General features: G+C 68.8%; 21 protein-coding genes and 4 pseudogenes. 9 read left to right on the forward strand and 16 right to left on the reverse strand.

Annotated elements, in window-relative coordinates:
• Window positions 1–257 precede the first annotated feature (257 nt).
• Window positions 258–710, forward strand: coding sequence for an SRPBCC family protein (locus tag ABZ876_RS37560; protein WP_361790397.1), 453 nt, complete (start codon window positions 258–260; stop codon window positions 708–710).
• A gap of 484 nt (window positions 711–1,194) precedes the next feature.
• Here the strand turns inward: ABZ876_RS37560 and ABZ876_RS37565 are convergent, their stop codons facing one another.
• From ABZ876_RS37565 to ABZ876_RS37635, 15 genes and pseudogenes are all read right to left on the reverse strand, one after another.
• A complete protein-coding gene (locus tag ABZ876_RS37565; protein ID WP_361790400.1) occupies window positions 1,195–1,827 on the reverse strand; it encodes a hypothetical protein in 633 nt (210 codons plus the stop codon).
• Window positions 1,828–2,058: 231 nt separating this feature from the next.
• Complete coding sequence (locus ABZ876_RS37570) at window positions 2,059–2,562, reverse strand: DUF6415 family natural product biosynthesis protein (RefSeq protein WP_361790403.1); 504 nt, start codon at window positions 2,560–2,562, stop codon at window positions 2,059–2,061.
• Window positions 2,559–2,768, reverse strand: coding sequence for a hypothetical protein (locus tag ABZ876_RS37575; RefSeq protein WP_361790406.1), 210 nt, complete (start codon window positions 2,766–2,768; stop codon window positions 2,559–2,561). The genes ABZ876_RS37570 and ABZ876_RS37575 overlap by 4 nt, the downstream gene beginning before the upstream one ends.
• 123 nt (window positions 2,769–2,891) lie before the next feature.
• Window positions 2,892–4,142, reverse strand: coding sequence for a helix-turn-helix transcriptional regulator (locus tag ABZ876_RS37580; RefSeq protein ID WP_361790475.1), 1,251 nt, complete (start codon window positions 4,140–4,142; stop codon window positions 2,892–2,894).
• A gap of 386 nt (window positions 4,143–4,528) precedes the next feature.
• Window positions 4,529–4,855 (reverse strand): hypothetical protein, encoded by a 327-nt coding sequence (locus ABZ876_RS37585; protein ID WP_361790409.1) that lies wholly within the window; start codon window positions 4,853–4,855, stop codon window positions 4,529–4,531.
• A gap of 52 nt (window positions 4,856–4,907) precedes the next feature.
• Window positions 4,908–5,752: pseudogene (locus tag ABZ876_RS37590) on the reverse strand (IS5 family transposase).
• 55 nt (window positions 5,753–5,807) lie between these two features.
• A complete protein-coding gene (locus ABZ876_RS37595) occupies window positions 5,808–6,116 on the reverse strand; it encodes a hypothetical protein (RefSeq protein ID WP_361790412.1) in 309 nt (102 codons plus the stop codon).
• 183 nt (window positions 6,117–6,299) lie between these two features.
• Window positions 6,300–7,214 (reverse strand): replication-relaxation family protein, encoded by a 915-nt coding sequence (locus tag ABZ876_RS37600; protein ID WP_361790415.1) that lies wholly within the window; start codon window positions 7,212–7,214, stop codon window positions 6,300–6,302.
• A gap of 386 nt (window positions 7,215–7,600) precedes the next feature.
• Window positions 7,601–8,293, reverse strand: a complete 693-nt coding sequence (locus ABZ876_RS37605) for a hypothetical protein (protein WP_361790418.1) — start codon at window positions 8,291–8,293, stop codon at window positions 7,601–7,603.
• A gap of 117 nt (window positions 8,294–8,410) precedes the next feature.
• Entirely contained in the window at window positions 8,411–8,752 is a 342-nt protein-coding gene (locus ABZ876_RS37610; protein ID WP_361790421.1) for a hypothetical protein, read from the reverse strand.
• Between the two features lie 236 nt (window positions 8,753–8,988).
• A complete protein-coding gene (locus tag ABZ876_RS37615) occupies window positions 8,989–9,519 on the reverse strand; it encodes a hypothetical protein (RefSeq protein ID WP_361790424.1) in 531 nt (176 codons plus the stop codon).
• Between the two features lie 357 nt (window positions 9,520–9,876).
• Window positions 9,877–10,701 (reverse strand): PP2C family protein-serine/threonine phosphatase, encoded by an 825-nt coding sequence (locus tag ABZ876_RS37620; RefSeq protein ID WP_361790426.1) that lies wholly within the window; start codon window positions 10,699–10,701, stop codon window positions 9,877–9,879.
• 574 nt (window positions 10,702–11,275) lie between these two features.
• Window positions 11,276–12,010 (reverse strand): annotated as a pseudogene (locus tag ABZ876_RS37625) (PAS domain-containing protein); the annotation flags it as partial.
• A 503-nt stretch (window positions 12,011–12,513) separates the two neighbouring features.
• Window positions 12,514–14,307 (reverse strand): annotated as a pseudogene (locus ABZ876_RS37630) (Tn3 family transposase); the annotation flags it as partial.
• An 84-nt stretch (window positions 14,308–14,391) separates the two neighbouring features.
• On the reverse strand, window positions 14,392–15,027 hold the full coding sequence (locus ABZ876_RS37635) for a PASTA domain-containing protein (RefSeq protein ID WP_361790428.1): 636 nt from the start codon (window positions 15,025–15,027) through the stop codon (window positions 14,392–14,394).
• Window positions 15,028–15,494: 467 nt separating this feature from the next.
• On the opposite strand from ABZ876_RS37635, the pseudogene ABZ876_RS37640 reads away from it, so the two are divergent.
• Window positions 15,495–15,740: pseudogene (locus ABZ876_RS37640) on the forward strand (DUF6221 family protein); the annotation flags it as partial.
• Between the two features lie 117 nt (window positions 15,741–15,857).
• Here the strand turns inward: ABZ876_RS37640 and ABZ876_RS37645 are convergent.
• Window positions 15,858–16,433 (reverse strand): hypothetical protein, encoded by a 576-nt coding sequence (locus ABZ876_RS37645; protein ID WP_361790430.1) that lies wholly within the window; start codon window positions 16,431–16,433, stop codon window positions 15,858–15,860.
• Between the two features lie 103 nt (window positions 16,434–16,536).
• Here ABZ876_RS37645 and ABZ876_RS37650 point away from each other — a divergent pair, with 103 nt between their 5' ends.
• The 7 genes from ABZ876_RS37650 (at window position 16,537) to tgmA (ending at window position 21,225) form a co-directional block, all read left to right on the forward strand.
• The gene (locus ABZ876_RS37650) at window positions 16,537–16,755 is read left to right on the forward strand and encodes a hypothetical protein (protein WP_361790433.1); all 219 of its coding nucleotides are present in this window, start codon (window positions 16,537–16,539) and stop codon (window positions 16,753–16,755) included.
• A gap of 91 nt (window positions 16,756–16,846) precedes the next feature.
• Window positions 16,847–17,032, forward strand: a complete 186-nt coding sequence (locus tag ABZ876_RS37655) for a hypothetical protein (RefSeq protein ID WP_361790436.1) — start codon at window positions 16,847–16,849, stop codon at window positions 17,030–17,032.
• A 653-nt stretch (window positions 17,033–17,685) separates the two neighbouring features.
• The gene (locus tag ABZ876_RS37660; RefSeq protein ID WP_361790439.1) at window positions 17,686–18,327 is read left to right on the forward strand and encodes an HAD family hydrolase; all 642 of its coding nucleotides are present in this window, start codon (window positions 17,686–17,688) and stop codon (window positions 18,325–18,327) included.
• 105 nt (window positions 18,328–18,432) lie between these two features.
• Window positions 18,433–19,620: a helix-turn-helix transcriptional regulator gene (locus ABZ876_RS37665; protein WP_361790442.1), complete on the forward strand. Its 1,188-nt coding sequence runs from the start codon at window positions 18,433–18,435 to the stop codon at window positions 19,618–19,620.
• Between the two features lie 66 nt (window positions 19,621–19,686).
• Complete coding sequence (locus ABZ876_RS37670) at window positions 19,687–19,911, forward strand: hypothetical protein (RefSeq protein ID WP_361790445.1); 225 nt, start codon at window positions 19,687–19,689, stop codon at window positions 19,909–19,911.
• 259 nt (window positions 19,912–20,170) lie between these two features.
• Complete coding sequence (locus ABZ876_RS37675) at window positions 20,171–20,551, forward strand: DUF6415 family natural product biosynthesis protein (RefSeq protein WP_361790448.1); 381 nt, start codon at window positions 20,171–20,173, stop codon at window positions 20,549–20,551.
• 401 nt (window positions 20,552–20,952) lie between these two features.
• Window positions 20,953–21,225 carry a putative ATP-grasp-modified RiPP gene (tgmA, locus tag ABZ876_RS37680; RefSeq protein ID WP_361790451.1) on the forward strand — a complete coding sequence of 91 codons (273 nt, stop codon included), beginning with the start codon at window positions 20,953–20,955 and terminating at the stop codon, window positions 21,223–21,225.
• The last annotated feature ends 6 nt before the right edge of the window (window positions 21,226–21,231 follow it).

Below are 21,231 nucleotides of genomic sequence, written 5' to 3' on the forward strand. Positions count from 1 at the left end.
TTCGAAACCGCGACTGCTGGTCGTGGCGCTACACCGGCTGGTGGCGCTCGGCCACACGGTTCCGGTCAGCGCGGCGCGTGGCCAAGGTGACACTTACGGGATCCCATAACATCTCCGCCCTGCGTGGCCGCCATGCAGGGCCAGCGGCGCCGTGGATGCCCCCCACCTGGCTTGCACGGCATCGCCGCGGCGCGTCGCCCCGACAGGAGCGAACGATCCGTCACCATGTGAAGTTGGCACGAGTTCAGGAGAAGACCGTGGCCGTCGACGTGCTGACCGAGACCGTGATCGCCCGTCCGCGCGCCGAGGTGGCCGCTTACGCTGGCGACCCCGACAAGGCGCCCGAGTGGTACGTGAACATCGCCTCCGTTCGCTGGCGTACCGAGCCACCACTCGTTGTCGGCTCGCAGCTGGATTTCGTGGCGAACTTCCTCGGACGCACCCTCACCTACACCTACGAGGTCGTCGAATACGGCCCCGACCGGATGGTGATGCGGACCGCGCAGGGCCCGTTTCCGATGGAGACCACCTACACCTGGGAGCCCGTCGATGCGACACACACTCGGATGACCCTGCGCAACCGCGGCGAACCCGCCGGCTTTGCGAAGGTCGCGGCGCCGATGATGGCCGCCGCGATGCGCCGGGCGAACACCAAGGATCTGGCCCGCCTCAAGCAGCTGCTCGAAGCGAGCCAGACCCAGGCTGACTGATCGGGCGGCCTTCGCGGCTTGTGGCGACCCACCTGGCGCAGAGGGCCATGCAGGTCGGTGTGCCGGGCTAGGGAGTCCCAGTCGGGGGCACACGGCGTGCCGGCGGTTGCAGATACGCATGGGGCCAGTGTGGCTGGGGAGACGCTCCCTTGAGTCGGTGGCCGACTGAGCGCGGACCGTTGCAGGGCGCGCCGCGGCGGACGCTGCACCGTGCCGGGAGCGGTGCCGCCGAGGACCACAGCCCACCCCCGGCAACCTCGGCGATACGGCAGGCACAGCGGTCGGCATGGAGAAATTGTTCGAAAAACCCTGTGGTACGAGGGACTTGATGGGTGCAGGCGTCGGACGGGCGCCTGGTGGTTGGGCCTGGCGCCGGGCCGTGTAGGGGAGGGGTGGGGCGACCCGGCACCAGGGTGGGGACCCGTCCGGCCTTTGCGTCGGGGGAACACTCGGGCAAGGGACGGGGACTTGGACAGTTGCGGGGTCAGGGGTCGGGGAGGTCGTCCAGGGTGATGACGGTGTAGGCGCGGAGCCTGCGGACCATCTGCGAGGCGAGGTACCAGCGCAGTCCCGGATGTCCGTAGGGCAGCGCCTCGTCGGTGGCGGGCAGCGCCTGGAGCCCTCCGTTGCCGTACTGGTAGGGGGTGCCGATCACTCCGTACAGCGGGGCGCTCTGCACCAGGAACACGGTCGGCCGGCCGTCCAGATGGGGACACTGCTCCGCGGCCAGGCAGGCGTGCTTGAGGCAGACCGGGGGCTGCGTAGTGCGCACCACCGCCTGCTCGGGCTGCACCTCACCCGGTCCGGCGAGGAAGATGATCCCGTGGCGGCTGCGAGCGCTCTGGGCACAGACCTGGCAGCGCAGCTGCTCCATGCATTCGCGTTGCCGGGAGGGGTGGACCATGCGCCACTGCGGCCGACCGGTGGGCAGGCCGTCGGCGCCGATGGTTTGGGAGCAGCGGCCCCATAGCACGCCGCGCAGGTCGCGGTCCTCGCGCAGTTCGTCCCAGTAGCCGAGTTGCAGGCGCCCGTCGGGGCCGTGTGTGCCGCGCAGCGATAACAGCAAGTCGGGGTGTTCGCCTTCGCGGCTGGTGATGTAGGGCACGAGTCGGCTCATGATGGGGCTTGGAGGGCTGGTGGGGTGGGCGGTCATCGGCTGATCTTCCATCGGTATGCGGTTACGGGTGGGAGTGGGCGGCAGTCGCTGTGACGCCGCTGGAGGCGTTTAAGTGCCTGATGCGGTTCGTCCACCCACGGGGCCGGCTTGGGTAGGTGTCATGCCCCGAGCCGGCAGGTGTCCCGCGGCCATCTGCTGTCCGCGGTGGCCCGGGGGGCTCAGGAGCGCTCGTCAGCGGCGGCGACGGCGTCCGATGCGGGAACACTGCGCGTGGATGCGGCCCGCGCAGGCGGCACCACCGGAGGAACTGACCTGGCTGTACGGCACCGAGTCCTCGCCGTCTCTGATCGGCTTGTCGCACACCAGGCACATCGCCACGCCGGTCAGCGCCTCGTAGTGGTCACACAAGGCCATGAGGGAGCGGGCCAGTTTCCGGGCGTGGGCCGCAGCCCTGTGCGGCCCGGCGTCGGCTGTGGTCCGCAGTTTCGCGCGGGCCTCGCCGATGCAGGCGAGCGCGCAGTACCGGGGCACGTCATCTTCCGGCAGCTTTCCGGCCGCTTGTTCGATCTCCGGGATGATCAACTGGATGTGGCCGCGCATCAGGCTGGTCAGCCAGGCCAACTTCTCGCCTTCCAGCGATGCGGTGTCCGGCCCGATCAGTCGGCTGGTGCTCTCCCGCATCATCTCCACGTCCACCGGCAATGTTCCAGCCTGCGCACCCGGGATGGCGTTCATCGGGCAGCACCTGCCGTGCGGTGCAGGGGGCATGCGCAGGGCGGCAGTTGGGTGTTCAGTAACTCGCGTGCGGGCTTGAAACCGTGGGGCACGGTCACCGTGGCGCGCGGCGGCGCCACGATGCCTTCGCGTGTGACGGTGTAGACGCGGAGCACCATTGTGGCGCGTGCCGGGCGCTCCAGGGGGCGGGCGGTACCGTTCGTCATGTCGACGCTCCTTGCAGCGTTGGCCACGCCCCGGGACCGTCGTGAGCGGTCGCCGGGGTCTTGTGGTCTTCGACCGTAGAAGCGGCGATGGGAGGGTAGGGGCACAGATTGTGCCCCTGACCGTCATGCAGCCAAGAGGCCTAGCCTTACCGCAAGTTCGGATGCCCGTCGGCGCCGGGCCGGGTTCTTCGACTCGGCTTCTTCGAGGACGATTCGCTTCGCGTAGCCGTTGTACTTGATTGTCTCGGGAGCTGCCTCGTGCGCTTGGTTCAACGTGGCGAGCGCGGCGTCCGGTTGTCCGTCGAGGTGGTAGCCGCGAGCCTCCTCGATGCGATGTCGGGCTCGGCGCGGCCTGGACGGGATCGTGGCAGCATCCGCCGCAGCGGCCTGGCGCACGGACTCGCCGCCCTGGTGGAGCTCCACAGCCACCGTGACGGCGTGCGCGCCCATAATGGCCCGGGAGAAGGAGGTGACAGGGTGGTAGTAGCCCTCAGGTAGCCGGGCTGCCATCTCACGAGCCTGGTCCCAGTACCGCCACGCCGTGCCGGTCTCACCGCGCCGGGCCGCTGTGTATCCGGCCTCGAAGGTCAGCGCACCGGTGATCGCGAGAACCTCGTGGGAAGCATCGGGCAGGAGCGGTTCAAGATAGGCAAGCGTTTCGAGGTTCACCGCGTCCGCAGCCTCAAAGTGCCCTGGCCCCGCATCCCGGTGCGCCTGGCCCGCCAGCCAGGCGGCAACACCGATCGCGTGCGCGTCCTCCGACTCCTGCGCAGCGACCAGCCCGCGCTCCGCCACCCGCCACAACAAGGCAGCATCGGGCTGGTAGGCCACGAAGAACTGGGTCAGCGAATAGACCTCGGCGAGCACGGCTTGCGCAGCTCTACGGTCCGCGCCGGTCTCGGCCTGCCGCACGGCCAGCTGCGCATCGCCGATCAGGCCCGGCAGAAGTGCTCCGATCACCTCGCGGTGGTTCGACGCCGAGTGTCGCGCCGACCAGGCCCGTGCAAGACGTGCCCGAAGGTGCGCGGCCGGCGGCGCCGCGCGCTGCGTGGTCACCGGAAAGGCGTCGACCGCAGCCTTCACAGCGGGAAGCCGTGGGTGGCCGGGGCCGGTGAACAGGTGCGTGTGCATGGACTGGCTGCCGGTGAGATCCGCCAGATCCCTCACGCGCAGCACTTCGGCGATGCGCAGGATCATGTCGAGCTTGGGTGTCCCCAAGCGACCGGTCTCGACGCCCTTGACCCATGAACCGGACTTACCAACCAGCCCACCGAGCTGTTCTCGGGTGATACCCCTGCGCGTGCGCAGGATCTGCAGGCGTTGGCCGAACACCAACGGGTCAGCGAACGGGTCCGGGGATGCATCTTGAGACATCACGGCTTTGCCCCTCCTAGCACCTTTGTCACTGCCAGCGTAGGGGCCAGGTCCGGTCTCGGGTGAGATTCCCTACGGGCGCTCCCCACCCGCACGTGGTCGCGCGGGTCGCATGGCGCGTTTCGTGCACGACGACGCTTTTCGTTGTGATCTGGGCCGCGGGCGGCAGGCGAGGCGGACCGCAGGCAGTTTGGGAACGTGGCGGTCGTGTGCCAGCGGCGATGGCCGGTTCCGCGAAGCCGTGCGGCTCCGCGGCGGAGAGGTGGCTGGCCTCTCCATACTGGCCACCGTGCGGCGTCTGGCCCGCCCGGGAGTTCGTCAATCCCTTCAACCAGAGGCCGCGGTCTTACGGTATCCCGCCTGGCGCGCGGTTGTGCGCGCTGCAGTCAGGACGTCGAGGACCGGCGGGCGGCCAGTTCCTTGAGGCGGGAGCGTTTCCAGCGCTGCTGACGCGGACGGCCGGCGCTGCCGCGCCGGTACCCGTAACCGTCGGGCTGCTCGAGGTCGGGCAGGAGGCCGTGCCCGAGTGCGCTGATGAAGCTGTCGGCGTTGCTGTATCCGAGGATCCGGGCCGCTTCCGCGGCGCCGACCAGGTCCGCGTCGTTGTCCTGCTCGGCGGCCGGCAGTACACCGCGCTTGCGGGCGACAGCGACGACGGTCGCCCGACGCCACTTCTTGCGGCCCGGGCCACGGCTGCCTTTCTCCTTCACCAAGGCGTCCGGCTCGGGCAGTTCGGGGATGCGCCCCTAGGCAGTTTCTTTCGGATCACCGCGCGGACCAGATGAAGATGGCGGCGATGTGGAGTCCGGCGAGGTAGATCGTGGCGGTCTTGTCGTAGCGGGTGGCCAGACCGCGCCACTGCTTGAGCCTGTTGATGCACCGCTCGACTGTGTTGCGTTGCTTGTATGCCTCGCGGTCGAAGGCCGGCGGACGGCCGCCGAGGCGGCCAAGCCGTTTGCGGTTCGCGGCCTGGTCGGCGGGCTGCGGGATCACTGCCCGGATCCCACGCCGTCGCAGATGACCGCGGATCGCCCGGGACGAGTACGCCTTATCGGCCAGGACCATTTCCGGAGTGGTCCTGGGTCGGCCGACCGGCCGCGGCACTCGCAGGCGGGCCATGACCTGGTCGAAGGCGGGGGCGTCCCCTGCCTGCCCGGGCGTGAGGACGAAAGCGAGCGGACGGCAGCGGCTGTCCGCGGCGAGGTGGATCTTCGTGGTCAGACCGCCGCGGGACCGTCCGAGGGCATGATGGTCCGGCTCGCCGGCTGGGGCCCCTTTTGACGGGCCCCGGCGGCGTGCTGATGAGCCCGGACGACGGTGGAGTCGACCGCGACGACCCAGGCGAGATCGCCTTCGGCGTCGGCCTGGGCCAGCAGAGCGGTGAACACGCGCTCCCAGGTGCCGTCGGCGGCCCACTTCCGCAGCCGGTTGTGGACGCCCTTCCACGACCCGAAGTGCTTGGGCAGGTCCATCCAGGGTGTGCCGGTGCGGTACTTGAACGCGATCGCGTCGATCAACTGCCGGTGATCCCGCCACCGCCCACCCCGCCTCGGAGTCCGGTCCGGCAGCAACGGCTCGATCCTTGCCCACTGGGCGTCACTCAACGACACGCATCGGTCAACGATCAGATGATCCAATTGAAACGGTCCGGCGCACTGTCACAGGTCAGACCAGTTCGAAGGCACGCCGGAAGACACCGTATTCCCCAGGCGTCTCCCAGCACGTGTAGTGGCAGCCAAGAAGATTGGGCAGGGCAATCCCCAATTGCTCCGCCAGCACGTCGGCCCCGGTCTTGAACATTCGAGACGGCTCATCGACGGCTTGACAATGAGCAGTTGCTCCACGCAGTTCGATAACGACGTACTCCATGCTCCTGCCAGCGCTGACCACCGGTTCCTCGTGGTTCTGCTCGTGCTGGGCATCCATAACCTGCCCACAGAGCCCGCACCGCAAGTTGTCGTGTGAGGCATCCACGGCAGGCATCGTACGCCTCGCTCGAACACGTACGGCCCCATCCCCACCGGGTATCGGCTCGCCAACCGCCTATACTCCCGTCACTGATCCGGAGGAAACGTCCTAGTGGAGGGCGCTGGAGAAGGAGGCCGTGCTGCCGTAGCCGAGCAGCTCGGCTCCCCAGCTATCGCTCGTGCAGGAGACTCACAACTCCGTCCACGGGCGAGGCTTCCCGCCGGTCAGAGGAACCCATACGGACTGGTCGGGACCGTATTGCTCAAGGTCTTCGAGTACAGCGGCTCCCAGTCGGACTTCCCGGGCGAGGGCCGCTACGAGCGGATGCTGAGCCACCATCGCTTGCAGATCGCTCATCCGATTCTCCAGCCTGGCCCGGGAGGCACCGGTGAGCACGAAGAGCACACGGGGAAAGACCGGATACCAGCGCAGCCAGGCAGGACCCGCGGCGGCCTGCCTGTGCCGGCCGACGGGCTGGGCCTCGTACTGGAACAGGCGGGCGTACTCGATCAGCTTCACGGCCAGCCGCTCACTGCTCATGGTGCTGCGATCGACTTCCACGAAGGCACGCAGCTTTCGCCGGTGTTCGCTCTCGATGACCGTGTAGTACATCACGGCGTCGGCCACGATCCGCTCGCCGTCGCCGATGGAGTGGGATACCTCAGGGGTCCAGTCCCAGGGGCCGTGCTCGTGCCCGAGCCGGCGGGCGTCTGCGGCGAAGGCGAGGTGGGTGCGTACGACGGTGAGCGTGTGCGGGGTCTTCAGCGACGCTGCCGTGGTCGAGGTGATGGGGTAGGGCGGCCGCCCCCGCAGGACAGGCAGGTCCCGGGTCAGGCGCGAGCCTTCCTGCGTGAGGTACCAGGCGTTGGTACGTGACCGGCTTGCATCCGGTAGCACCGTGTAGTCGACGAAGCCGTCGGAGCGCAGCTTGTTCAGGACTCGGGACAGCAGCTGCCGCGTGCCGTCCGGCCGCAGCATGCGGCGCAACTGGCTGGTGGTAGCGATGCGGTGCTGGGCGAGTGCGGCCAGGACCTGGTGACGCAGCGGTTCGGCAGGGCTGGGGGCCAAGCTGGTGGCCGGAGTGCTCGGTGTGGGGCTGGTCATGGGCATTCTTTGAGGAAACCCGTGGTCCCCTACCCAACCCCCGACCACGAAGCCCCGACCATGGTCACGAACGCGAAACAGCCTCGTGGTCGGGGCCGTGGTCGGGGTTCATGACCCCGACCACCAGCCCCGCCCGCGCGCAGGGACAGGCTTGCTTTGAGGTCCGCTGACCAGCCTCGGCAAGGTCGGCTGGCGTGCGCGGAGGGCGGTATCACCGGAAGTGCGGCGATGGCCGGTCCGCAGGAGCCGGGGCTGCTGCGGGGCGTGGTGGCGAGCCACGCCATGCCGGCCATCGTGCGACATCCGGTCCGCAGGGGATCAACAACCCATAACTGGATGCCGCGTCTATGGGGGGCGGTGGGCCGAACGGCCACCTGCCGGTTATGTCACTTGGCTTTGCGCTGCGCGGCTTGCTCAAGGATGCGCCGGCGGGTCCACCGGCGGCGCCCGCCCTTCTCGGAAATGGCGTCCACAGTCTTCAGCAGGGGCAGGTTGCCCTGGCCCAGACTGCTGCTGAAGGAGTTCAGGCTTTTGAATCCGAGCAGGGACGCTGCCTGCGATGCGCCCAGCAGCTCATCTGGGTCACCATCGACGGGTACGTCCGGCAGGGCGGGTGCTGCGCGTTCGATGCTGCGCTTTCCGCTGCCCGGGCGGGTGTCTTTCCAGTCCAGGAGCGTCTGCACCCGCCACTTCGGCCGGCGGTAGGGCCTCTCCGTAGTGCCCAGTTCCTCGACGACGTCGGGATCGGGAAAGTAGCCGGGGTGGTCCCGCACATAAGTGTTGACCTGCTGAGGGTTCTTGTAGCCGAGGAACCTGGAGGCCTGGGCTCCGGTGAGCAGTTCGTCGGGATCGAGTTTCGGCGGCTTGTGCTGCTGCAGACGGGGCGGCTTCCGTTGGGCGAACCACTTGTCGACGTCGCTCTTGTCCCACTGGCGGGCGCGGCCGCGGTGGCCGACGACCTCTGGGAAACCGCTGGTCTCCCGCTCGAGGTATAGCGCGCTGATGCGTGCGGGCGTCAGCCCGTGCTCTGCGGCGATCTCTGCAGCCTCGACGAGGTGCGGCGTGGATCGGGCAGCCACGACCTGAACCGTCCCATCGCGTCGCGAGGAGCCGGCCTGCCCGGCTCGCAACGCATATAATGGCGTATGTTCTGGGTGGGTGTCTAGCTGTCGAGCTATCCATGCCCACTTCTGGCTTCATTCCTCTGGGATGAGGCAGACTCCACGACGGGCGGCGTCTTCTGCCATCTCCGTGTAGGCCATGGCCGCTGGGGTCATCTCCCACTCGGTCAGGGCGAGCAGCAGGAGCAGCTCGTCGGGGTCCTGGGATGCGTCGCAGGGCATGCCAGACGCGTTCGCGGCCGCCACGAGAGCCCGGGTGGATAGCCCGGCGAAGCGAGACGCCACGGTGTGGCGCAGGCCCTCGAGACCCTGCTGGTACAACTCGCTCGCCTCGCGAAGGAGCACCAATAGCTCCTCGCCGTGGCTGGCCGGTGCGGCCGCGGCGAGGTCGAGAATCCTCTGGGTGTTCGTCGTCATCATGAGCAGTATGCCGTTCAGGAAAGATCCGGGGCGACAGCTTCCGCGCGGGCTGACGCCTCACCGACCTGATCCGGCACGCCGATGTCGTCTTCGAGGTCGAGGAGGCCGCCGACGATGTGGTCGGTGAGGAGGCGGGCCCCACCGCGACGGGGGCGCGGCGGGGCCTCGTCATGCCGGGCGTTACCTGGCGGAGACCATCAGTCGCACTGCTGGCCTTACTTGGTGCCAGTCAGCTACCCAAGACTTGCGCCGAGTTCCCCGTTCTCGGCCTCCTTGGCGCTCAGCTGTACGGTTCCGCGGTGGGAGACTTCAACCTTGTAGAATTTCTCCCCCTTGGGCACGTCGGGCACGGCGATTTTGAAGGTGCATGTCACGCCCATCTCATCCGACTTGGATTTGCCGAGGCTGCCGGTGGCGATGACATCGCCCTTGGCGCCGTACACCGTGACGCTGGTGCCCTCCGCGATGTCGTCGTAGCCGCTGTTGGTTCTGCCTCGGCAGCTGTCGTCGTCGGGGTCGTTGTAAACCGAGTCGGTGAGGGCGAAGCTGCCTTTCAGCGTGAACGTGGCGGGCTTGCCGGGGGCGCTGTTGGCGCTGATAAGCCAGGCGCCGCCGACCAGGCCTGCGCCGACAATCACGCCGATGATGCCAGCGCCGAGCGTGTTGATGCGTCTCTTCCTCGGGGTCGGCGGCGTGGGTACGGACGGAGGTTCTGTGGGTGCGGGCGGTGGGGTTTCGGGCATCGGCGGCAGGTCGTTGGTCATGGTCCCCCCAGGGATCGATGGTGCGTGCAGGAATCATGCGCGCGAGCGGGCGTTGCGGGAATGGGATGTGTTCATGCTGTGACAAGGCGTTCGGTCGGCTGGCCTCAAGAGGGCGCGGTCAGCTGTCCGGGCGCACCGGCACTCGTCACCAGGCGCGACTTGGCTGATCGCTCAGGCGCACAACGGCCCGATGCCCGGGCCCTCGGCGGCGCGGGCCCTTAGTGCCTCGCACAACACGCGGGTTTTGAGAGGGCTTTTGCGACCGGCGACCCGGGGAAAACGTGATCACCTCCGGGGCTCTCGCAGAACTCTCACATCTGTTCATTTGTGAGAGACGCGGTGCCCGCGGTGATGCTGTCAGCCGCCGTTGGGTTTCGGGCGGATGAGCAGGAGGGCGATGTCGTCGTGGCGGGGAGCGCCTCGTGTGGCGTGGTGGATGAGGGTGTCGGCGAGGTGGTCCAGGTCCTGGGCCCGGGCTTGGGCGAGGTCCTGGGCAAGGTCGTGGGTGGTGTCGTCGATGTCGATGCCGGGGGTTTCCACGAGTCCGTCGGTGTACAGGGCGAGGACGGTGCCCGGTGGGAGGGGGATCTCGGTGGTGGTGTAGTTGGCGTCGGGGTCGATGCCGAGGAGCAGCCCGGGCGGCAGGCGGAGGACTTCGGCGTGTCCGTCGGGATGGGCGAGTAGGGGCGGGGGGTGTCCGGCGTTGGCCAGCCGGGCGCGGTGGTGGGCCGCATCGAGGTGGGTGATCAGGCAGCTGGTGAACAGCCCTGGGTCGAGGTCGGTCAGGAGGCGGTTGGTGCGGGCGAGGACGTTGCCGGGGGATATCCCGGCGGTGGCGTTGGCGTGGACGGCGGTGCGGACCTGTCCCATGAGGGCGGCGGCGGTGGGGTCGTGGCCCTGGACATCGCCGATCGCCGCGGTGGCGGTGGTGGCGTCGCGGCGGATGAGGTCGTAGAAGTCGCCGCCGATGTCCATGCCGCGGCCGGCGGGGAGGTAGCGGGCGGTGACGTCCAGGCCCTGGATGCGGGGCAGGGTGTGCGGCAGTAGGCCGGTCTGCAGGGTGTGGGCGAGGGTGTGTTTGGTGTCGTAGAGGCGGGCGCGGTCCAGGGCTTGGGCGATCAGTCCGGCGAGGGAGGTGAGGATGGCGCGTTCTGCCGGGGGGGAAGGGGCGGGGCTGGTCATAGGAGAGGACGAGAGAGCCGATGGGACGCCCGGAGACGGTCAGAGGCAGAAAGGCCCAGGCGTTGGTTTTCTCGTAGCGGGGGCCCTCGGGATAGGCGCGCTGGAAGTCGGCGAAGGTGGGGAAGAAGGCGGCGTCGCCGGTGGTCAGGACATGCGCGACGGCGGTTACGGAGGTCAGGGAGGTGCCGTCGAAGCGGCGGACGAAGTCGGTGCTGTAGCCGCGGTGACCGACGATGTGCAGTCGGCCTTCCTCCGTGGTCATCAGGATCAGGCGCTGGGGGCCGAAGGCGGGCACGATCTGGTCGGCGACCCGTTCGGCCACGTCACGGACGCCCGCAGCTTGTGTGACAGCGGCCGCCAGGTGGGTCAGGAGATACAGGCCCGCGGCGCTCACCGGTTCGTCCGGAGAGCGCAGCTGCTGTCCCGGGCCGGTGGCGGCCGACTGTGCGGCGGGGGTGATGAAGATGCTGATGCCGCTGCCGTCGGGGTAGAGCTGGAAGAGCAGCGGCGTGTCCGGGGGACGCACGGCGGTGAAGGACGTGGGCTGACGGGAGATCAACGCTGCCCGGTAGCCCTCCTCGAAGAGCGGGTGGTGCAGCCACAGCAGCACCTCCCACGGGCGTTTGCCCACCAGACGGGCGGCGCCGGCCTCCATCAGGTTGGCAGCGGCGGCGTTGATGAAGGTGAGCCGGCCCTCGAGGTCGAGGGCGCAGCAGCCCACCGGAAGGCGTTCGGTGAAGCAGAGCGCGGCCCTGGCCTCGGCGGGGTCGGCCTCTGCAAGCTGCGGGGCAAGAACCCGAGGCTCCTCAGGAAATCTCAGCGGACGGCCGCGCTGCGCGGCTTGCTCAAAGAGGTCCGCCGCGCGTCGGCAGCAGGTGGTGACCGCCTGGCGTTCGTGTTCGCTGAGCTGCGGCGGGTGCCAGATGGGCCACAGCAGCACGATGCCGCCCCACACCGTGTCGCCGCTGGTGAGAGGAGCCGCGGCGAGCATGAAGTCGTACGGCAGCACGATCCCGAGCCGGGGATAGCGGCGCGCCAGCTCCTCCTGGCTGCCCAGCCACACCAGACGCCGCTGCCGCATCGCATCCAGCACCGGGATCGGAGCATCTACGGGAATGCGGGCCCATGGCGCGGCGATCCGCCAGGAGATACCCGACAGCAGCGCCAGCCGCAGCACCTGCTCTCCGGGCTGCAGCAAAAACACCTGGGCAGCCGACGCACCGGTCTCCCGCACAACGTCGGCCACAACAGAATCCAGGCGCTCCGCAGCGAAACCAGATTCGAGGCCGGGGTCGGCAGGCTGCCGCATGGCGTTCACCCGGTCCTAGCGGCCGGCGCAGTGCTCCCACGGGTGCGCCCGAAGCGGCTGCGGGCCGCCTCGGCGCTGATGCCCAGACCGGCACCGATCTGCGCCCAGCTGGCCCCTGCCTGCCGGTCCGCGCGCACCGCCGCCCTGACCAGCTGCCCGGCCAGGTCCGACACGCGTGCCACTGCCGCGCTGTGCCACTGCGTGCACGGCCCCGGCGGCGGCAGCTCATGAGCCCGCTGGGCGAGGGTTTGTACCTGACAGATCAGTTCCTCACCGGCCTCGGCCATCCCTTCCCGGGCCGTGGCCGCCTGACTCCAGCGGCGGCGTGCACGCCAGGCTGCTTGCCGGTGCGCCGGCCGGCAGTACCGGCGGCCACCCACCGCTTCCCCCTGCATCCGGGCCCCGCACCAGCCACACCACACGTCACCCATATACGGACAATACGCCCGCCCCGCTGAGACGGCCTCCCCCACGTGACTGACGGGCCACCGCCCAGCAGCCGGTCAGTCCTCCGCCTCGTCGTCATCCTCATCCGGCCCAGCCGCGTCCGGGTCGCGCAGCGGACGCAGGCCGCCGGTCGGCACGCTTGCGGTGAAGCTGTAGCGGCCGAGCACGTTGAGGTTCTTGTGCTTGAGCGGGGACAGCCGGGCGATGTCTTCGTCCCAGATGTCGTGGCCCTCGGCGCGCAGCTGGGCGACGGCGGCGTTGATGTACTTCGTAGTCCACAGCACCACGGCGTTCAGGACCAGGCCGAGCGAGCCGAGCTGGTCCTCCATGCCGTCCCGGTACGCCTGGTGGATGGTGCCGCGCTTGCCGTGGCACACCTCCCGGGCGAGCTTGTGGCGGGACTCCTGCACGGTCAGCTGCCGGTTCATCTACCGCCGGTAGGTGTCGTCCACCGGGTCGACCACGGCCAGCAGGTGCAGGGTCTTGGCGATCCGCCCGTACTCGGCGAACGCCTGCCCCAGCGGTGTGGGCCGCCCCTCGCGGCCGAACATCCGCAGCAGGTCATAGGGCCTCACCTGGTTGGTGACCAGGGAGCCGGCCACCCGCAAGCATGTCCGGCCAGTGCGTGATCACCTTGTTCAGGCTCACCCGGTTCCGCGCGATGTCCTCCAGTACCACGTACGTCCCCGTCTCCACCCCCGGCATGGTGGCCCGCCAGAACCGCTGGTCGTCCAGGTCCCGGAACCGCGGGCTGAAGTTGTACCCGAGGATCTTGAACAGGCCGAACACCATGTCGGAATACGAGGCGTTGTCGGTCGCCACCATCTCCGGCCCCGCCGTCCAGGTTCAGCAGCGCGTCCAGGATGTGCAGCGAGTCGCGCGGCGTGCCGGGCACGACCATCTGCCCGATGCCCGCGACCTGGTCGTTAACGGCGTTCAGCCAGGTGATGCCGCGCTTGAAGCCGAAGTACTTCGGCGACGGCGCGGCGTTGATCGTGCGGACGGGGAGACGAACCGCAGCCCGTCCACCGACGCCAGCAGCCCATCGCCCCAGTACCTCACGATGGGCACCTCGGCCTGAGCGGCGATCAGCGCGGCGTTCGCCGCGGCGATTGTGTCCGCGCGCAGGTAGTACTGGTCGACGTGGACTAGCCGGGAGCGGGTCAGGGCCTCGATGGCGGGATTGACCACCGGGGTCAGGCCGATGTTGCACGCCTCCGACACCAGCAGCGCGACCACCGACGTGTGCAGGTCCTTCATGCGGGTGGTGCCGTCGCCCAGGTGCACGAAGGCGTTCAGGAAGCCGGTCCAGGAGTGCACCTCGAACAGCAGGTCCGGCAGGTCCACCTTCGGCAGCATTCGCTCCACCCGTCGGCGAAGCCACCGCAGCGACTTCGGCTCGCCCAGCGCGCCGAGCGCGTCCACGTTCAGCTTCGTCCGCCCGTTCGGCTGGACCTCGATGGAGACCTTCGCGTCCTTCCCGGCCTCCTCCAGTCGCTCGACCATCAGCTTCCAGGCCGCGTCCAACGCGCTCACGAGGCCGGCCAGGTGCTCCTCGACGGGAATGTCCAAGCTGAGGCCCGCTAGGACGTCCTCACAGACGGCGCCCCACTCCCTGCCGTCCAGCAGACGGGCGCGCGGGTCGGACCACCGGTGCGACGGGGAGGCGAACACGTCCCGGTGCTGAAGGGCCCGGTGCAGCTGTTCCAACACGCACACCACGTACGCGTCCCGGTCCATGGCCCCGCGGGCAGCGCCGGGTTTGCGTATACGGCCTTGCGCCAGGCGGGCGGCACGAGCTTGTCGTCCACCTCGCGCGGCAGCAGCGGTTTGTCCTTCACCCGCCGACGCGCCAGCGCCGGCAGCCGCCTCACCCCACCTCTGGCCACGTCAAGTGGCAGCGCGCTGACCCCGGAGCACGGACGTCCGGGCGGCTACGGGCAGTTCTCCCCGAACTTCACCGCATCCAACTCCACCGGCTGCCCGGCCAGCTTCGCGCCGGCCGCCGGTTTCTGCGAGCACACCTGCCAGTTCGACTCGACGAGCACCATCCGGTCCTGACCGGACACGTCCTTCACCGTGATCGACGTGCTCGAGTCGAGCGCATCCCGGGCCACCTTCACGCTCTTGCCGTGGAAGTCCGGCATCGTCCCGCCCGCGGCCGACGGCGGCGCCTGGTCGTGGGCGGGGCAGGTCTCGGCGAGCTTCACCGCGCCGAAGTCCAGCTCGGTGTCCGTCGACGCGCTGCTGCCCGCCTTCACGTTCTGGGAGCAAACCTTCCAGTCCCGGTCGAGGATCTGGTGCCGACCGCGGCCGAGCGCGTCGTGCGACTTCAGCGTGTAGAACCCGGCGGACTGGGCGGTGTCTTGGGCGGATTGGAGGCCCATGCCGACGAAGTTGGGTACAGCCTTCGGGGCGGCGGTCGTGCTGTCGCTGCTGCTGGTGGTGGCGGTGGCCGTCGCGGTGGCGGTGCTGCCGCTGCTGCCGGTCGTCTTGGTGGGCTGGCAGGCGGTGCCGGCGGCGAGGATGGCGATGACGGCGGCGGTGCAGGCGAGTGTTCTGCGGCTCATGGTCCCCCCAGGGTTCGTGGTGTACGTGTGAATGACACGTAAACGAAGCGTATGGTTGCAGGGTTCACGTAAAAGAGTTGAGGGGTCGGGGCAACCCAGATCATCGAACTTGCGTCCGCCCTCGCGGGATGCGGCGGGGCCTCAGGTGCCGGGCGCTATCGGCCATCGTGGCAGGCTGTCAGTCCGCCCAATGATCGAAGCCGCCATTGTGCTCGCAGCTGTTCCACGGCGGTTCGAGAACGGTCCCGTCCTCGTCGGCCGGCGCGAGCCCACCGTGCGCGTCGCTGCGGTGCTGGTCACATCACCTGGGGCCTCATCGTGTTCGCGGCAGCCGCATGGATGGCTGCATGCCGTCAGGGTCGTTCCCCTTCTTCCTGTTCTTGCTCGCGGTGGTACTGGCGAACCGTAGAAGATGATCAGGGCCAAGTGGTCGTCCTCGACGCTGACGGTACGCCAACCGAAGAGCGGCGATGCACATCACCCGGTTCGACCCGGCTCGCGTTCTTGCTGAGGTCGAAGCCAAGCGGCGAATCCTGCTGCGTCACAGCCCGCACGACATGGCATCGCCTGCTCATGCCGCAACGTGTGAGGGCGAGCACTGGGGCACTCTGGCCTGTAACCACGACGGCCGCGCGTGGCCGTGCCCGGACCTTCTCGACTCGGCCAGCGTCTACACCGGCCATGCGGATTACCGTGCGGAGTGGCGGCGGTAGCTGCACGCAGCAGAGCCCCGGCCGTCGCGACTCGATCGGGGCTTCTGCGTCTGCAGGACGCTGCCGGCTGTGCAGCAGCTGAGCGGACCCCGGGATCGGCGAGGAACTCTCTCACGGTCACTCTGAGGCCGAGTCGTCTCCGGCCTTGTTCATCGCCTCGTTGACTGCTGCGGCGACGGCTGCTTCGATCTCCGCGCGGGTGGGGACACGCCGTCCTCCACGTTGGACAGCTACAGCGTTCCACCCAGCGACGTACATGTCATCGCGTAGCTTCTGCACCTCGTCAGCGACGGCCTCCATCTCCTCGAGAGAGATGTTCGTGCTCTTATACCCGAACCCTTTTCGAATCGGCTTACTCGCTTTGACGTGCTGGCTGGCCTCTACCTGGAAGTAGAGGGAGTGCACTACATCGTTCCGTCGCGTGCGGAGATCGTCGGCGCGCTTTAGGCATGCCTCGATCGCCTTTTTGTCGTCCGGCCAGATGGTGAGGCTGACGGCGAGGGCCAAGCGGCACAGCTGTATCAGCTGGTCGGTGCTCCCGGCGTTGGCGTACGCGAGGAGTGTTGGCTCGTCGGCTATCCAGCCGAGGAGGTGGTGCAGGCTTGAGTCCAGCTGCGCTCCGGCGATGGTCACGCTGCCGACAGCTTCGAGGAAGGGGTTACGAGGCCGCAGAGACTCGCTGTCGTCGCTCATGCGGCGGGATGGTACGGCCGGTTTCGCCCAGGTGCCACCGGTTACTCGCCCTGACGGCCGTTGTCCGCGTGCGCGAATCGGTTCCGCGCGTGAGGCTGATCTCATGGCCGGGCCGCGTGTGATCGTCTACCCGCCCGCCGAGGATGGCGGTCGGCGTGTGCGTGTGGACAACCAGTTCGTGGGCATGGCGTACACGCTGCTCGACGTCGCCGAGTTCCTGCGCCGCGCGGGCCTGGAAGGTGTAGAGCCGCAGCCGGAGGACGTAGCGTCCGCGGGTTGGGTGGAATGGCGGGGCGGCGGACCGGACGTGTGGGAGCGCTGAGGCGTTCACTGTCCCGCGAGCCTCGTGAAACCCCTTACAGGCAGGCGTGTCGTGGGTCACACTGGGCTCTCGGTTTGCGCAAGGGGGGACGATGAGCAATCCGTACGTCAACGCGCCGATCCGGGCCCGCATGTACTCATCCACCGTGCACAAGGTGGTGTGGCTCGTGGTCGTCGTGGGGTCCTTTGGTCTGCTGGCGCCGCCGTTGTTCTTCATCGCGGCGAAGAAGCGGGTCGTCGCCATGTACGTGCCGGCTCTCTACGCCGTCTTCGCCTGAGGCACGCCGATCGTTGCGTCACTGGTCGGCAACGCGAAGAACTGGTCCGGCGGCGTGCTGGTGTTCACGTTGATCGTCGCGGCCGTGCACGCCGCGGTCCTGGACGTCGACTGGAAGGCGGGCCGGTAGTGCTGGGGCTTGCAATCTCTTTGGTCCGGCTGATGCTGCGCCTGACCTTCGGAATGATCGACATGACGTTCTGGGCGTGCACCCTGGGGAAGGTGGACCCTCGGACGCGCCGGTTCGTGTAGACGCGGGATCTCCGCTGGGCGCTTGCGGAACATACGGGCGGGTGTACCTGAGATCCGGAACGTCCCCGGTGCTCGCGAGCGCCGCGACGAACGGGCTCCATCCGACGTGCATGCCGTCCGCGGTCCGGCGCTCCGTCGTCGTGAAGTACGCGGCGACCACCGGGCGGCCGTCGCTGAGCTGCGCGGCCGCGAACTCCGAGACCCGGTCGATGACGACCTGACGCCACTCCTCCCTGGCATCCAGGGCCCTGGGCGCAAGGCGGCGGAGCGCGTCGCGCACCAGAGGATCAAATAAAGGTGTGTTACCTGAGTCCACTCACGGTGCTTCCGCGTGGGATCCGGCCTGCGCGGTGAGGGCGTCTGCCCCGGAACCCGAGCAGGGCCGCGCCGTAGGCTCCAAGGGTGATTGAGACCATCGTGTTCGACATCGGCGAGACCATCACGCGCGACGACCGGTATTGGCAGGGCTGGGCCGACTGGCTCGGTATCCCTCGTCACACTCTCTCCGCCCTTGTGGGAGCCGTGGTCGCTCAGGGCCGCGACAATGCGGACGCTGTCCGCCTTGCTCGACCGGGTATCGACATTGTTGCCGAGTACCAGGCTCGCGAAGCCGCCGGCCGTGGCGAGCACCTGGACGAAGGCGACCTTTATGACGATGTACGTCCGGCACTCTCGGCGCTCCGGGAGGTCGGTGTGCGCGTCGTAATCGCCGGTAACCAGACGTCCCGGGCCGGCGAGTTGCTGCGCGACCTGCAGCTTCCGGTGGACCTGATCGTGACCTCCGGGGACTGGGGTGTGGCGAAGCCTCAACCGGAGTTCTTCCAGCGGGTATTGGAGGTAGCCTTGGCGGCTGCGGATGCGACCTTGTACGTCGGCGACCATCCGGCGAACGACGTCTTCCCTGCGAAGGCAGCAGGGCTGCGCGTGGCGCATATCCGGCGCGGGCCATGGGGACACCTGTGGGCAGACGACCCGGAGGTGGTGGCGGCGGCGGACTGGCGGATCGACAGCCTTACCCAGCTCGCTGAGATCGTCGCGGTCTGACCTGCGCATGGAACGGCCCCCAGCCAGGCCAGTGGGACCGTTCATGTACACGCGGCGTCTTGGCGCGGGTACGGTTCGCAGTGGACGCACCGAACTGGAGCCAGTATGCCCGCATCCACCAGGGGCGGAGTAGGCAGCCGGATCGCCTACTACCGCAGCGTCATGCGCCCCAAGATGACGCAGGAGCAGCTCGCCGAGGCTGCCTGTGTCGCGCTCGGCACGATCCGCAAGATTGAGCGTGGCGAGCGTGGCGTCAGCGATTCCACCCTCGAAGCCATCGCGGACGCCCTTGGCGTTGACCCAGTCCGGCTCCGAAGGGACCGCGGCCCAGCCCATACCAGCGTCCACGACGGCCTGCCGGCACTGTCCGCCGCGATCGCCGCCTACGACCTTCCCGACGACGGTCCGGTGCGCCCCCTCAGCGAACTGCGGGCGGCCGTCGCCGAAGCCGCTCGCTGGAGATTGGCAGCCCAGTACACGCGTATCGTGCGCAAGCTCCCTGACCTGCTCGCCGAACTCGCCCGCGCCTACCACCAGGCCCCCGCGGGAGCGCGAGCTGATTTAGCGGAACTGCTGGTGCGGGCCTACCGTTCGGCCGACGCCGTGGCCTACAAGTTCGGTGCCCGAGACCTGTCCGCGCGTCTCATCGAACTCATGCGCTGGGCGGTCTCCGAGACCGGTGATCCGCTCCTGACGGCTTCCGTCGCCTACGTACGGACCGAGACGTTCTTCGCCGCGCACGCTCATGCTCCCGGGCTGCGCGCCCTGGAACTGGCTATGGACGCCGCGCCCGCCCCCAGCACGGCACCCGAGACCGCCGCGCGTGGTGCCCTGCACATGCGGGCTGCTGTCATCGCCGGCCGGGCGCGCGACGCTGCCGCCGCGGCCACCCACCTCGACGAAGCGCGAGCGCTGGCCGACCAGGTGCCGGAGGGCGTGTACTGCGGCACCGCTTTTGGCCCCGATTCGGTGCGTATCCATGAGGTATCTGTGGCCGTCAGTCTCGGAGACGAGCACGCTGGTCGGGCCCTCGACGTAGCGAGCGAGTGGAAGCCGCCCAAGGACCTGCCAGCCGAACGCAGCAGTGGCTTCTTTATCGAACTGGCCCGCGCCCAGCTGTGGGCCGGGCTCCCGGACGAGGCCTTCGAGTCGCTGAAGGCTGCCCGCCACATCGCCCCCCAGCACACCCGCGAACACCCCTGGGTCCGTGAGGACGCCGCCACATTGCGGCGGCTGAAGCGCGCCAGCGCGGAGAGCCTCACGAACTTCGCGGAGTGGTGCGCCGCTACCTAGGCGCACTACCTCAACTACCCCTCGTCGGGGTACTTGTGGCCCTCGTTTGCCCTCACCATCTGTGGCATGCGCAGGAACCAGCAGATGGGAAAGGGAATGCCCGACGCACCCCCGCTCACGCCGACGGTCATAGACGTGTCCGTGAGTCTCGTCCGACTCAACGGCGAGGCCTGCTTCGACTGCGTCGTCAGCAAGACACTGCGCGCGGCGGGACACGTACTGGTCCGTGGCAACACCCGCGTGTGGCCGATCGTCACGGGCGGGTGCTGTGGCAGGGCGGCCGCTGCGTGAACGCTCTCGGGGAACCCCGGCAGGCCCCGGCGACTGTGTGCACGGTCGCCGGGGCCATGGCCAGGGCAGTGACGGAGAGTACGGGCCCGGAGCGGTCCGGGGTCAAGTTGAGGATTCGTGTCTACCGGGTGGACCGTTATGGGTTGGTCACCCAGGACCGCGGCATTGTGGCGGCCGTCGAAGACGGCGACAGCACGGCGTCGTCCCTGGATCCGCCGTGCGTGTGTCCGCGCTGTCGGGCCGGGCAGGCGATGATGGAATGACCGGCGCCGTGGAGAAAGCCGGCGACGTCGGATCGTTGGACGTCGAGGGCATGCGCTGGACGGTGAATCGCCTGCTTGATCCGGACGCGGTCCCGGACGTGCTGCCGCCGGCGGCGGAGGAAGTGAGGACGCTGACCGCTGTGCTGCGGGGGCATCTGGAGCTACTGATGCCGCAGGTCGAGCGGTTGGCCAAGCGGCTCCCGGAGTCCAGCATTCCCCGGTATTGCGCGCTCGCTTGCCTGGGTGAGGCCCGTGAGAGGCTCAGGGCCTCGCCGAGTCCCGCGCCGGGTGGAGACGTCGCGTACGCCCGGCGCTTGGCCCGCGCTGTCAATGCTCTGTGCGACGACTTCGAGAAGCTCGGCAAGGCTGCCTCGTGACCGCGCAGGTCCGCGTGTGCTGTGCCTGTGACGAGCCGATCGACGATCCTGACGGCGCGGTCGCTGTTGCTCACGAGCTGGGCAACTCGGGCCGGGGCTGGACCGTGTGGGCGCGCCGCGCGCACGCCCAGCTGGGCCGAGCCCGACCCGACGCCCATGCGCATCCTGGCGCGCGTGCCGTTCGCGGGTGCGTCCGGCGGCCGTCACCGACTATCCCGCCGCTGAAGACTCCGCCCCCTGCCGGGGAGACCTGTCAACTGGTTCTCCCACACGAACCCCGGCAGGGGCGCGGGTATTACCCCGCCTCGGTTGGATCACCGCCCGTAACCCTTGGACAGGTCGAGCGCCTGCCGGGGCGGGTCCTGCACACAGCCACCGTACGAAGCGACCAAGGAGGAGACTTGCAAACGAGCCTCGCACATACGGAGACCATTGCACCGGTCCCGTGGGGGCTGCGCCGTATGGCTCCGCTGCGCAACGGTTCTCCCTCGCTGTGGCGGTACGCGGGCATTGACCCGGCCACGCAGACCGGCCGATGGGTCGGGGAGGACGGAGCGATGATGCCGGCCGAACTCGGCAAACACGGTTCCAGCGTGAACACCTACCCGCCGACGCAGGTCGGGAAGGACGGCAAGGTAGATACCGACTCCGGCCACGACGCGACACAGGACTAGGGGGTA

Origin of the sequence: Streptomyces sp. NPDC046931 (genome assembly GCF_040644655.1) — a bacterium.
In the GTDB taxonomy this organism is placed as follows: Bacteria; Actinomycetota; Actinomycetes; order Streptomycetales; family Streptomycetaceae; genus Streptomyces.

What these genes read in the sequence shown, in the direction of transcription:
- ABZ876_RS37565 (WP_361790400.1), bottom strand. Translation starts at nt 1,827, where the DNA reads ATGAGCCGACTCGTGCCCTACATCACCAGCCGCGAAGGCGAACACCCC.
- ABZ876_RS37570 (WP_361790403.1), bottom strand. Translation starts at nt 2,562, where the DNA reads ATGAACGCCATCCCGGGTGCGCAGGCTGGAACATTGCCGGTGGACGTG.
- ABZ876_RS37575 (WP_361790406.1), bottom strand. Translation starts at nt 2,768, where the DNA reads ATGACGAACGGTACCGCCCGCCCCCTGGAGCGCCCGGCACGCGCCACA.
- ABZ876_RS37580 (WP_361790475.1), bottom strand. Translation starts at nt 4,142, where the DNA reads ATGTCTCAAGATGCATCCCCGGACCCGTTCGCTGACCCGTTGGTGTTC.
- ABZ876_RS37600 (WP_361790415.1), bottom strand. Translation starts at nt 7,214, where the DNA reads ATGACCAGCCCCACACCGAGCACTCCGGCCACCAGCTTGGCCCCCAGC.
- ABZ876_RS37610 (WP_361790421.1), bottom strand. Translation starts at nt 8,752, where the DNA reads ATGACGACGAACACCCAGAGGATTCTCGACCTCGCCGCGGCCGCACCG.
- ABZ876_RS37615 (WP_361790424.1), bottom strand. Translation starts at nt 9,519, where the DNA reads ATGACCAACGACCTGCCGCCGATGCCCGAAACCCCACCGCCCGCACCC.
- ABZ876_RS37620 (WP_361790426.1), bottom strand. Translation starts at nt 10,701, where the DNA reads ATGACCAGCCCCGCCCCTTCCCCCCCGGCAGAACGCGCCATCCTCACC.
- ABZ876_RS37635 (WP_361790428.1), bottom strand. Translation starts at nt 15,027, where the DNA reads ATGAGCCGCAGAACACTCGCCTGCACCGCCGCCGTCATCGCCATCCTC.
- ABZ876_RS37645 (WP_361790430.1), bottom strand. Translation starts at nt 16,433, where the DNA reads ATGAGCGACGACAGCGAGTCTCTGCGGCCTCGTAACCCCTTCCTCGAA.
- ABZ876_RS37650 (WP_361790433.1), top strand. Translation starts at nt 16,537, where the DNA reads ATGGCCGGGCCGCGTGTGATCGTCTACCCGCCCGCCGAGGATGGCGGT.
- ABZ876_RS37655 (WP_361790436.1), top strand. Translation starts at nt 16,847, where the DNA reads ATGAGCAATCCGTACGTCAACGCGCCGATCCGGGCCCGCATGTACTCA.
- ABZ876_RS37665 (WP_361790442.1), top strand. Translation starts at nt 18,433, where the DNA reads ATGCCCGCATCCACCAGGGGCGGAGTAGGCAGCCGGATCGCCTACTAC.
- ABZ876_RS37670 (WP_361790445.1), top strand. Translation starts at nt 19,687, where the DNA reads ATGCGCAGGAACCAGCAGATGGGAAAGGGAATGCCCGACGCACCCCCG.
- ABZ876_RS37675 (WP_361790448.1), top strand. Translation starts at nt 20,171, where the DNA reads ATGACCGGCGCCGTGGAGAAAGCCGGCGACGTCGGATCGTTGGACGTC.